This is a genomic window from Holtiella tumoricola (assembly GCF_027857615.1).
GTDB lineage: Bacteria > Bacillota > Clostridia > Lachnospirales > Cellulosilyticaceae > Holtiella > Holtiella tumoricola.
The window spans coordinates 1-12686 of record NZ_JAQIFT010000051.1; the positions used below are offsets into that span (position 1 = coordinate 1).

Consider the following 12686-nt stretch of genomic DNA (forward strand, 5'->3'; position numbering starts at 1 on the left):
GCTGGAGCAGGTTTAGTACTTTCGCCAGGAGTAGGGGCTGGGGCAGGTTTAGTACTTTCGCCAGGAGTAGGAGCAGGCATTGGTTTAGTACTTTGACCAGGAGTAGGAGTTGGGGCAGGTTTAGTACTTTCGCCAGGAGTAGGAGCTGGAGCAGGTTTAGTACTTTGACCAGGAGTAGGAGCTGGTGTAGGTTTTGTTTCTGGTTTAGCTTGAGGTTGTGTTACTGAAGGTTTTTCTCCACGAGTATTTGTAGATTCTGTAGTAGTAGCATAAAGTGGTGCACTACATAAAACACATGCTCCTAATAGAAGAATCCATTTTTTTGAACGGTTAGACATAATTTAAATCTCCTTTTATATTAAAAATTTATTATTTATTATGTATAGAGTAAAACCTAAATATGCAAAAGTAGGATACATGGTTAAAATTGGAGAATAAACAAAAAAGGACGTTTTATACGTCCTTTTTATAATTAATCATTATTTGCATGATAGCGTGTAAGCAGATAAATACCGACACCAATGAGGGCAACACTAAAGATTGCAGTAGGAATATTGTAGAATAAGCTATAGAATCTATGTCCCCAGTTACCAAATTGATAAAGATATGGCATTACAAAATTAGAAAAGAAAGCATAAATCCCAATAATGAGTGCAGCGATTCCAATAGGTGTACGATAAGTCGTTAAAATTTGTTGCCAATCTTGTTTTAATAATTGATTCATTTTTTCCATGAAGTTGGCTTCATCGATGGCACGATCCTGTGCATTAAAACGAGAAAGTGTTAAGCTATCAAAGAAGCAGTAGAACCAAATAACAGGTAGAATAAAGCTGATAAGTCCAAAATGTAAGAAGTTACATAAGCTGAATACAAGCCCGAAAACGAGCATAAGTGAGACACCCTTTTTCATAAGCCCTAAATACATATGTCCTGCCCCCGGAATAAGTGAAAAAAGAAAAGTTAAAAAGCGATTTTTTTCCATTAGTTTAAATCTCCCATAGATTATTTTTATTTTATAAATATAGTGTACAGGAAACTTCTTAAAATGAAATATCTAAATTCTTAAGGTTTCTTTAGAATTTGTATTATGGATTTAAAACGTAACTTATTTTTATATTAAAATAAATATTTTAATATAGTTATAGACTGGTTATAATACCTATTACTACTTAATATGTTTTATATTATATTTTCTGTTGAATAGATTTAGATAGGTTAAAAGTAGATAGATATAAATAAAGTCTCTCAAATTATATAATAATAAAGATGAGGAAATCATAAGACCATAAGCGAAAATTATAGATTGGAATATTATATGTATAAAAAAAATGTTGTAATTTTAATAGGTGTATTGATTATAGTAAGCATTGCTATTATTAAGCACCAAGGCCCGGTAGTTAATAATAAAGTAATTGAAGTTATGAGTAATAGTCAAGAGCAAGAAGCTTGTTATAACTTTATAAAGCAATATCTCATGAATGAATTAGGAGGAATTTATACAAATTACCATCCTACTACAATGGCCAATGAGTGGGCTACAGGACATGAAGTACTTTCCGAATCACAAGGACTCTATATGTTGTATTTAGTAAAAGAAGATAAGCCAGAAGAATTTGAACAAGCAGTAACATTTGTTAATCAATATTTGATAAATGCAAATGGGATATTGGTATGGCGTAGCAAAGAAGATGAGACGCTTGCAAGTAGCAATGCAGCGATTGATGACTTAAGAATTTTAAGGGCACTTTATGAAGCGAGTATTAAATGGAATAATCCTGAGTACAGTACATTGGTACAACAAATAGAAGAAAAGTTTTATAACACTAATGTAGTTAAAGGGCGGTTGTATGGATGTTATGATGGGCTTGTAGAAGAGGTTGTAGACACCATACCTCTTTGCTATTTTGATCTTGAAACCATGTGGAAGTTAAGTGATATTAATCCAGCATGGAAAAAGGTATATAGGAAGAGTTTGAAAACAATAGAAAAAGGATTTCTAGGCAAGGCATTTCCCTTTTACGCTTTTCAATATGATTATGAAACCAAATCGTATGACCATGGCAAGGAGTGGCGTATGACAGAAGGGGTTTTAACTATTTTGCAATTAGCACAGGTGGGACAACATAAAGATGAGACGATTAAATGGTTATTAGAGAAGCTAAAAAATGGAGCAGTTTATGGAACATATAATACTTTAACAGGTATGCCAACGACGGATATAGAGTCTACAGCCATTTATGCCGGCATAGCTCAAATAGGTAAGGTGATAGGTAATCAAGAGCTTTATGATCTTGCAATGGATAAAATGTTAAGCTTTCAAATTCAAACGGAGAATAGTGTGTTAAAAGGAGCGTTTGGAGACGAGGCAAGTGAAGAAATATATTCTTATGACAATTTACAAGCACTTTTAGCTTTCTAGAAATAAAGGAAGTGATACTATGAAAATAACTAGAATAAAAGCAGACATTTATGCAGGAATAAGTTTGATGATTATTTTTACATTTATTTTATTGTTAACAACAGGTATACAGCGAGCGGACTTTATCGTTTATTATTTTATGGGCGCATTGTGTATAGGGTCAATTATTTCGTATTATACAGGATTTGGTGTGGCCCTTTGTTTAAGCATGATAGGAGATTTTATTTACGGTACCATATTGCTTGCGATGATTCATCAAAGTCAAGGAGTAGTTACATTTTTTGAAGCAAGTGGTTTTATTATTTTACCCGCCTTTTATCTGAGCATAGGTGCTTTAGGACAAGCCATCAACAATCTACAAAAATTTAATAAACAATTGAATTTACAAAAACAAATGTTAGTAAGAATAGATGAGTTAACAGGATTAAAGAATACAAGTGCCTTTCTAGAACATTTAAAAATGTATATGAAGTTATGTAGTAGACAAGAGCTACCTCTAACCGTCATGATTGTTAAATTACGTTATGGGAAGCGCATTAAAGGCATTATTGGACAAAAAGCATATGATGAATTACAAAAGCAGATTGGTAAGGCTATTATTAGTACACTACGTGAAGAAGATGCAACGTATAGTCTAAGAGAAGAAGAAAGTTTTGCTTCTATTTTAGTCATGGATGAGACCTATCAAGAAGTGATTAGAGAGCGTATTAAACAACAGATAACAGAATTGGAATTTGATGAAACATCACCTCTTAAAGGTATTGAGATTGAGCTAAGAATTGCTTTTAAACAGTATCATGAAGGTATAGCTTCACCTCTTGAATATATAGAGCAAGTGAATAGAGAATTAGAATATGATGTATAGAATCGTAGTTGTTATAGGTGTATGGTTATGCACTATACTCAATCTAGTAGGACAAGATATAGGACCTCGATTTTTGATTTTAACCTGTAATGATAGAGGAGCAGGAGATAGGTTAGAAGTGGCTACTGAATATTTAAAAGCAGCACATATTCCCTATACTCTTGAATTAGATAAAGAAGAGGTAGGCATTCTGTTACCAGGTGAGAAGGCAGAGCCTTATATGGAGCGAAATACCATTTTAAAAGAGATCAGCCTATTTACAATGATAGAGAGTAGTGAATTAGATTTACATGGCTATGAAGCTTTTACAACGAGTCAAGAACCAATAGCTATTCGAGTTGATACAGCTACCGAAAATATAAAAACAGTTATACAAAATATGGGGGATCTAGAAATCCCAATAAGTCCTTTACCGAAGCAGTATGTAAGGCTACTTAGAATGCCTAAATATATAGAACAAGAGATCATAGAAGAAAATACAGGACAAAATATAGAGCAAGAGGTAATAGATATAAGCAGATTTAATCGTATGATAAGAGGGGTCATGATTCTAGCTATTATCGCCTTTATCTATTTCATTAGAGAAGGCAGGAAAAGAGAAAAAAGAAAATTTTATAAGAAAGGAAATATATGAGTCTAATCGAGTATTTATTTATTGCTTCGTTAATTATTATATGGGTTGTTATTCTTGTAAATATAGTATTAGGAATAGGTGGCTATTTGTATAGCAAAGAAATGGATAACACTTGGATTGATACACAGTTAGAATACTATCCTATGGTGTCTATTATGGTACCAGCTCATAATGAAGGGATAGTTATTGAAAAGACAGTTCGGTCTCTATTAAGCTTTGACTATCCCGTAGATAGGTATGAAGTCATCGTTATTAATGATAACTCTACTGATGATTCAGCTAAGACTTTAAAGTGTATCCAAGATGAAGGGCATCCTGTATGTCTAAAGGTAATTAATACAGATGCAGTTACAGGAGGAAAAGGTAAGTCTAATGCACTTAATATTGGATATAAGGAAAGTGTGGGTGAATTTATTGCTATTTATGATGCAGACAATACACCAGAGAAAAAGGCTCTACTTTATTTGGTAACGACTCTTGTAAGAGATGACAAATTAGGAGCAGTAATTGGGAAGTTTAGAACACGAAATAAGGAACATAACTTATTGACTAAGTTTGTGAATATAGAAACGTTATTCTTTCAATGGATGGCTCAAGCAGGGAGATGGAAACTTCTCAAATTATGTACGATTCCAGGTACTAATTTTATCCTAAGAAGGCGTATTATTGATGAAATAGGTGGATGGGATACAAAGGCTTTAGCAGAAGATACAGAGATTAGCTTTAGAATGTATAGAATGGGTTATAGAATTATGTTTATGCCAAAGGCTGTTACATGGGAGCAAGAGCCACAAACCATCAAAGTTTGGTTGAAGCAAAGGACAAGATGGGCAAAGGGAAATATCTATGTGATTTTCAAAGATTTGAAATATGTATTTGATCCAAAAAGTGGACCTGTTAAATTCGATATTATCTATTTTACAGCAATTTATATTTTTGGTTTAACAGCAAGTGTTGTTTCAGATGTACTATTTATTTTTGGATTAACACATCTTATTACAATCAATGTAGTAGGATATAGTCTGATTTTATGGTTTCTAGCTTATGTGGTGTATATACTTTCTATATCTATGGCACTCATGCTAGAAAAGGGTGAATTATATGCCGAGAATATTTTAATAGCCATGCTCATGTATTTTACCTATTCCAAGCTTTGGGCAGTTGTAACACTGATGGGACTTTATCATTATATTAAGGATCGTATATTGAAGACAGAAGTTAAATGGTACAAGACCGAGCGATTTTAGGAGGACATAATGAAAATGCTAAAACAATGGACCGGTCTAATAATCCTTCTGGTTATATGCTTTATACAACCAGTGTTTGGAGCTGTTAGAACAGGTGAGGTAAGTTATACACTAGGGACCAATAGACAAGTGAATGGTAACTTTGGAAAAGAGGATTGGTACTTTTATGTAGAGGAACCATGGGAAGTTACAGGAGCTAAGTTAAACTTAGTCTATTTAACAACTCAATTAATACGAACAGATATGTCTACAATAACACTTTATTTAAATGAGGAACCTTTTTATTCATTTAATCCTAGCCAAAAGTTTGAAGCAGATCAATTAGAGGTAGGGATACCTCTAGCAAATATAAAAGAAGGGTTTAATAAATTAAGTATAAAAGGCTATCTAAGGTTATCTGAAGAAAGATGTACAGATTCTGTGAATCCTGCAAACTGGCTCAATTTATTTAAAGAATCACAGCTTACACTTACTTATACAGAAGCCAATGAGCTAACAATAGGCCAATTCCCCTATCCTATTATGCGAAAGCAATTAGAAGATACCATTCCTATTATTATTGCTAAGGATTATACAGATGAGGAGCTAGCAGCAGCATTAGAACTTATCACAACTTTAGGTGAGTATACCAGCCAAGGCGATGAATTCTTTATCAAGCCAACGGATAATTTAGATGAATATAAGAAAAGCATCATTATAGGCAATGAAAAAATGCTTAGTATCTACTATCCTGAGTTAACATTACCAAGAGAACAATCTGTTGGTATATTACTTGATAGGACATCAGATTATGATAGGCTTATCTTATGTGGGAATACGAAGGAGGCACTAGAGCGTGGTATAGATTTCTTGGGAGCAGAAGAGGTAAGAAGTCTTGTACAGTCTAATTATCTTGTTATAAACGAAGAGAATGCTTTTGAAGAAGCCCAGATAGAAAAAGGTAAAAGTCACTATACACTAGAGGAAATGGGACTGGATTCTATCTATATGACAGGTCAGCATAGAAATGAAGCAAATGTCTTTTTAAAAGTACCTAATGAGTGGATACTACAAAAAGGTGCTAAGTTGGTTTTACACACAAGATATAGTAAAAACTTAGATTTTGAACATGCGTTAGTAACCCTTTATATTAATGATCAAGCTGTTTCTAGTAGTTTATTAGATAGAAGTAGAGCAGATGATAATACAATAGAGCTCACTATCCCACAAGATATACGAATAAAAAATAATACAAAAGTAACCATAGCTTTTGATTTAGAAATTAATAAAGCTGAATGTATAACAAGGGAAGAAGATACACCATGGGGACTTATTTTAAAAGATTCCTATTTCTATTTGCCAGCAGGTGTAGTAAAAACCTATGCCTTTGAAATGTTTCCTTACCCCTTTGTAAAAGAGGGCGTATTACAGCCTATACAACTTGTGTTACCAAAAGATTTAAATCAAGCAGATCTTAAAGTGCTTTCAAGGTTATTTACAAAGATTGGGGCAAATATGTCACAACGAGCAGGAAGCATTTATATTATAAGAGAAGCAGTAGACCCAGAGTATAATCAATATCAAAGTATTATTTATGAAGTGGTGCCTCAGAGTGCTGTGACAACTTTTAATACAGAAAGTATAGTATGTACGATAAAACCTAAAGAAGGTAAAGAGCAAGGAGAGTTAAAGATTAGTGTGGCATCTCATGAGAAACTGAATCGTTTGCTAAATACTAAAGTGAACCCAACCTCTTTAATGGGGCAAAAGTTAATCATTGATAGTGAGGGACAAACCTCTCTTGCAGAGGTAATAGAAGTACCCCAAATCATTTCAACTTCTAAAGAAGAAACTGTAAATAATCCTTCTGCTAATAAGCCTACAGAAGGGCGAATACAAGAAGGTATTTTGGTGATTAGTATATTTGTGCTGATGGGCGGATTAATCATTGTTTACTTTGTCTATAGAAAAAATAAATAGGTAGTTTTGTACAAGGAAGGTCTAGGTAAAATGCTTATCTAGACCTTTGTTTTGACTATAATAACGAATTTAGATAAAACAGACTATTTAACTTTGACAAATGATAATTTGGCGAACTACAATTAAATTGAGAAGATAATAGACGTCTAAGGGGGAAGGCTATGGATCATAATCAAGAGGTAGTGAAGAGAATTGTAGACAATATAGAAAAAGTTATGTTAGGTAAGAGAGAGACAATAGAAATGGCCGTACTCACCTTAATATGTAAGGGTCATATACTTTTAGAAGATGTTCCAGGAGTGGGGAAAACGACTCTTGTTGCAGCACTAGCAAAATCTATAGATGGAACATTTAATCGAATACAATTTACACCAGATGTATTACCGTCTGACCTACTTGGATTTTCAATGTTTAATCCAAAAACAGGGGAGTTTGAATACCGTAAAGGTGCACTTTTAGGACAATTTATATTAGCAGATGAGATTAATAGAACACCACCAAAAACCCAATCTAGTTTGTTGGAGGCAATGGAAGAGGGACAAATAACCGTTGATGGTAAAACCTATGTAATGCCAACACCATTTATGGTTATGGCAACACAAAATCCAGTAGAGCACTTAGGAACATTTCCTTTACCAGAAGCACAGTTAGACCGCTTTTTCATGAAGTTAAGTGTTGGTTATCCAGGTTATGAAAGTGAAGTGGCTATGCTGAGTAAATATAAAGAAGAGAATCCATTACATACACTTGAGCCTGTTGCGACAGGGGAAGAGATTATAGCGGTACAAGAAGCAGTTCAAAAGGTTTATGTACATGAAACTATTAATCGGTTGATTGTAGAGATTGTAAGTGCAACAAGATCACAAGAAGAAGTTTTATTAGGGGCAAGTCCAAGAGGGTCTTTAAACTTGTTAAGAGCAGCTCAAGGGTGGGCATTTTATGAGGGAAGAGACTATGTGATTCCAGATGATGTTGTGATGATGGCACCCTTTATACTCAAACATCGTATTCATCTTAGGCATGAAGCAAAACTTAAACAAATTACGACTGAATATATTATAGGACGTATTTTGAAAGGCATTAGAATGCCTAGGGTGAAAGCTTATGATCAAAAATAGAATACTTTATAGCATATTACTCTTATTAACCTTAGTTTTTTGTTATTTTAAAGGAGGGATAGGAAGTTCGTTATTGGCTTATCCCCTTATTTTTTTAACCATTATATGTTTGATTCATGTTTTATATATTTACTCTAAATTTACCTATACACAAGAAATAGATAAGAAATTTATGACTAAAGGTGAACGTATTCAATTTAACTTTAGTACTTCAAATGAAACGTCTTTATTTTATCCTAATTTAGAAGTTGAGTTTTATGGAATAGATAGCATTTTAATTAAATACTTTGAGACCAAGAGAATGTGCGTACCAGCAAAAAGTAAAAAGACCTTTCGATATGAAATTGAATGTAAATATAGAGGTTGCTATGAAATAGGTGTTCATAAAGTCTACATTACGGATTTTTTAGGCATTTTTCGTATGCCTTATAAAGTCATGGAGCCTAAAGAGGTAACAGTATATCCTAAAATCGTAGTGCTAGAGAAGTTACCTATTTATCCCAATGCAGAAGAAGAATCAGAAATGATTATCAATGGTATTAAAAGTGGTGGTGGGCTTATTTCAGATGTACGTGAGTATGCCTATGGAGATAGTATGCATAAAGTGCATTGGAAGCTTAGTGCAAAGGAGCAAAAGCTTATGGTGAAAAGCGAAGATGCGACGGCTATAGCTAAAGTTTATGTGGTATTAGATTTAGTGCCACAAGGTTATTTAGAAATAGAGGCGCAAACCATTTTAGAAGATAAGTTGGTAGAATGTGCAGTAGCTGTTTTATACTATTGCCTAAATCAGGAAATTCCTACAACTTTTTGCTATTTCCAAAAGGAACTTCGTATTCATAAAGGTAAAGATTTAGCCTATTTCTATGAACTTTACGAGTTACTCTTCAAAATGAAGTTTCAAAGTCAGGTTCCAATAGATAAGGTATTTGAGATGATACCAGAGCTTGAAGTATGTCGTAGTTATTGGATAGGTATAACCAGTGACCTTAATTATGAGCTTTATGATCAAGTTAATAGGTGTATAAGTGAAGATAAACAAGTCATTTTGATTTACGTGAATCCAGAACAAGTTGGTGGCATTGTAAATGATGAAAAGAATGTGATTAGTGAAGCACTTATTCGTTTAGGTGCAATCTATTATGAAATAAATATAGACGATGAACTTAATCAAGTTCTAAATAGCTAGGAGGGGAAGGGATGAAACGGAACTTCTTTAGTGAATGGGTTAAAATATGTCTTGGAGTAGGAATGAGCATAAGCTTAATCTATGGTGCACTTTATTTAATAGGTATTCCCGGGAAATATATGTTAGTGGCTATAGCGACGATAATAGGTTATATCATATGGTGTTTAGTTTTGAAGAATTTCTATACCTTTATAGCAGGAGTCGGGAGTATAGGGCTTATTGGTGCTGCAACAATCCTTTTAAAAAATCATGAAAAGTGGACAAGTAGTATAGAACAATTGGGGCAATATATAAAAGCAAATGGATTGGAGCTTGGTATAACCTTAGGTATTACACTCGTTGTATATATTTTAACCCAAAAATACTTTAATAAAGTACTTCTTATGATGGTAGGAGTATGTCTTTATAGTTTTATTATTTTCTGGGAAAAGGACTTTAATGGAGTAGGGCTAATGCTTTTTGTGATAATCGCCTTACTATATTTTTTCTACGATTATTATTTGAAGCTTTTAGATGAAGCAGAAGAAAGTAGAAAGATGAAAATGAGTTATTCCAAAATCACCAGCTTAATTTGTGGTTTAACATTTGTACTCACTGTATTTAGTGCTTCTACAGCACCCATTAAATTTACTGTATTACATAGGCTGTTAGATAAGAAGGAGTCAGGAGAACATAAAGATGCCTATACAAAATATTATCCTTACAAAGGTAAGTTAGGTGGGGATATTGTCTTAGGCAATGAAGAAGTACTAGAGGTAACAACGACAAAAAGTACTTATTTTAAAGCGGATACAAAAAGTATTTATAGAGGGAACTACTGGACTAATGAAGAAGAGAACCCTGTTGTAAAAAGTATTGGTGAGTATCAGTTTTTAGATACCCTTGAAATGATACAAGGTATGCGCTTATTATCCAATGCATCAGAAGATAGACTATATAGAGATCAACTGTACCGAATTAAGTTTAAAGATATATTGACTCAGTCTTTGTTTATCCCAACTAAAAGTAGTAATTTAGCTGTGTCTCAAGAAGTAAAAGAGTTTTACCAAATACATGAAGATAACTTATATATGGGGTCAGCCTTTGGAAAGGGATTTACTTATAGTGTTCATGGCTATACCCCACAATATAATACAGAAGAGTTTAAAGAGGCTATCAGGAAAAGTAAAAAAGGTCTGTACGCTGAATATAGGAAAATAGGTGATACAAGTGTTCTAACAAGAGAAGAGTTAGGGAAGTGGATGATAAGGGCTGAGGAGATACAAGAGGCCTATACACAGTTACCCAATACTTTGCCTGAGCGAGTAAGAGAATTGGCTTATGAAATTACAAAAGACTATGAAAATGCTTATGATAAAGTACGTGCTATAGAAAGCTATTTGGCCTCTCAATATACTTATACTTTGACACCAGGAGAAAATAATGTACGTAAAGATTTTGTAGATACCTTCCTATTTGAAAAAAAAGAAGGTTATTGTACCTATTTTGCAACAGCAATGGCGGTTTTAGCTAGATGCATAGACTTACCTAGTCGCTATGTTGAAGGTTATGTAACACCAGCAGTTTATCAACAAGGAACCAGTACTTATATGATTACCAATAAGCAAGCACACGCATGGGTAGAAGTGTATTTTGAAGGATTTGGATGGATGCTCTTTGAACCAACTCCAGCTTATCAAGGGGTATTAAGACAAAGATATGTAGGGACGACAGATCCCTATTATCCAGAAATGGAGCCTATTGAGCTAGAGGATAGTAACATAAACAACTCACAGCCACAATCACCTGTGATCAAGTCTTATAGCAAGCTAAAGGGTATAATGGGTATGCTAGTAAGTACTATACTTGTTATTTTGGGGAGTATTATTTTTGTAAGAAGGATGAAGAAGGATAAGCTATTACCAAGGGAATATATTTTAGAGGAGTATTCTGATGGATTAACAAGGCTAGCAATGAAAGGACTTAAAGTAGAAGAAGGAGAAACTGAGCTTATTTTTGCTAAAAGAGTAGATGAAAGACTTGGCACAAATGTATTTGAAGAAATGACAAAACTTTATTTACGCGCAAAATATAGCAATCAAGACATGACACAGGAGCAAAAAGAAAAGATGCGTGGGCTTCACACATCTTTAAGGAAAATACTTAAATAACATTTGTAGGGGTATTAGATAAGAAGTTTTTAACATTATCTAGCATAATAACAGCACGTTTTTCAAGTGCTTCAATAGTGGCAAAAGCAATATGTGGTGTCACAATAACATTTGGAGCACTAAAGAGTGGATGGTCAGAAGGTACAGGAGGTTCTACTTCAAAGACATCTATACCAGCACCGGCAATTTGATGATTGCAAAGTGCATCAGCAAGGGCTTTAGTGTCTACAACAGGACCACGTGCTGTATTAATGAGAAGAGCATGTGGTTGCATAAGTGCTAATTTGTCTGCATTAATAAGATGTGTTGTAGATGGTGTAAGTGGGACATGTAAAGAGACAATATCACAAGTTTTAAGAAGTGTATCTAAATCAGTATAATGAATGCCTTCTTCATTTTTAACAGTACGGCTATAGGCATAGACTTCACATCCAAAAGCAGCAGCCACTTTAGCTACACGCATACCAATTGCCCCCGTACCGATAATGCCAAATTTCTTTCCTTCTAATTCAAATCCAACTAAACCTTGTTTTGTACCTTCTTGGCGTACTACTTCATTGCAAGGAATAAGATTACGATAGAGTCCAACCACCATGCCAAATACTAAGTCTGTAACGGCAGCATTAGAGTAGCCAGAACAATTACAAACAGTGATATCACGTTCACGGCAAGCATCAAGTGCAATGTGATCTACACCAGTGAAGGCAACCGCAAGCATCTTAAGGTTGGTACACCCTGCAATGACTTCACGAGATAAAGGCAAGTTAGATACAGCGATGATATCAGCATCTTGACCGCGTTTAATAAGTTCATCCGTATCAGTTGTACGTGTATCATAGTAAATAACTTCTATGTCTTGTCCTAAAGTATCATGTGTTAAAGAAAGTAACTTTTGTTCATCTACCCCTAATGGTTCTATAATAACTAATTTCATTTCTAACACCCCTCTATAGTTTTGTTAATTCTATCTTAGAAAGGATTAGGGAGAAAGTCAAACAGATATGATTATTTTGTTTTGAAAGGTGCCATACTAATGAAGGAAGTATTTTAGTTCTGGTACAACTAAATATTTTAAGAGTAGGACATCTCAAAAAGAGGTCGCAAA

General features: G+C 34.0%; 10 protein-coding genes and 1 pseudogene. 8 read left to right on the forward strand and 3 right to left on the reverse strand.

Annotation, left to right across the window (positions count from 1 at the left end):
* Positions 1-338, reverse strand: a pseudogene (locus PBV87_RS14345) (hypothetical protein); the annotation flags it as partial.
* A gap of 134 nt (positions 339-472) precedes the next feature.
* On the reverse strand, positions 473-982 hold the full coding sequence (locus PBV87_RS14350; protein WP_053985959.1) for a hypothetical protein: 510 nt from the start codon (positions 980-982) through the stop codon (positions 473-475).
* A 333-nt stretch (positions 983-1315) separates the two neighbouring features.
* Between PBV87_RS14350 and PBV87_RS14355 the strand changes: the two genes are divergently transcribed.
* The 8 genes from PBV87_RS14355 to PBV87_RS14390 all read left to right on the forward strand — a co-directional run bounded on the left by PBV87_RS14355 (position 1316) and on the right by PBV87_RS14390 (position 11581).
* Positions 1316-2419 (forward strand): glycosyl hydrolase family 8, encoded by a 1104-nt coding sequence (locus PBV87_RS14355; RefSeq protein ID WP_271012714.1) that lies wholly within the window; start codon positions 1316-1318, stop codon positions 2417-2419.
* A gap of 19 nt (positions 2420-2438) precedes the next feature.
* A complete protein-coding gene (locus PBV87_RS14360; RefSeq protein WP_053985957.1) occupies positions 2439-3284 on the forward strand; it encodes a GGDEF domain-containing protein in 846 nt (281 codons plus the stop codon).
* Complete coding sequence (locus PBV87_RS14365) at positions 3274-3918, forward strand: hypothetical protein (RefSeq protein WP_271012715.1); 645 nt, start codon at positions 3274-3276, stop codon at positions 3916-3918. The genes PBV87_RS14360 and PBV87_RS14365 overlap by 11 nt, the downstream gene beginning before the upstream one ends.
* Entirely contained in the window at positions 3915-5165 is a 1251-nt protein-coding gene (locus tag PBV87_RS14370; protein WP_271012716.1) for a glycosyltransferase family 2 protein, read from the forward strand. The genes PBV87_RS14365 and PBV87_RS14370 overlap by 4 nt, the downstream gene beginning before the upstream one ends.
* A gap of 9 nt (positions 5166-5174) precedes the next feature.
* On the forward strand, positions 5175-7124 hold the full coding sequence (locus tag PBV87_RS14375) for a cellulose biosynthesis cyclic di-GMP-binding regulatory protein BcsB (RefSeq protein WP_271012717.1): 1950 nt from the start codon (positions 5175-5177) through the stop codon (positions 7122-7124).
* Between the two features lie 161 nt (positions 7125-7285).
* On the forward strand, positions 7286-8242 hold the full coding sequence (locus tag PBV87_RS14380; protein WP_053985953.1) for an AAA family ATPase: 957 nt from the start codon (positions 7286-7288) through the stop codon (positions 8240-8242).
* Between the two features lie 172 nt (positions 8243-8414).
* Positions 8415-9431, forward strand: coding sequence for a DUF58 domain-containing protein (locus tag PBV87_RS14385; RefSeq protein ID WP_198524951.1), 1017 nt, complete (start codon positions 8415-8417; stop codon positions 9429-9431).
* A gap of 11 nt (positions 9432-9442) precedes the next feature.
* A complete protein-coding gene (locus PBV87_RS14390; protein ID WP_271012718.1) occupies positions 9443-11581 on the forward strand; it encodes a transglutaminase domain-containing protein in 2139 nt (712 codons plus the stop codon).
* Here PBV87_RS14390 and PBV87_RS14395 read toward each other — a convergent pair.
* Entirely contained in the window at positions 11574-12515 is a 942-nt protein-coding gene (locus PBV87_RS14395) for a 2-hydroxyacid dehydrogenase (protein WP_271012719.1), read from the reverse strand. The genes PBV87_RS14390 and PBV87_RS14395 overlap by 8 nt on opposite strands.
* Positions 12516-12686: the final 171 nt, after the last annotated feature.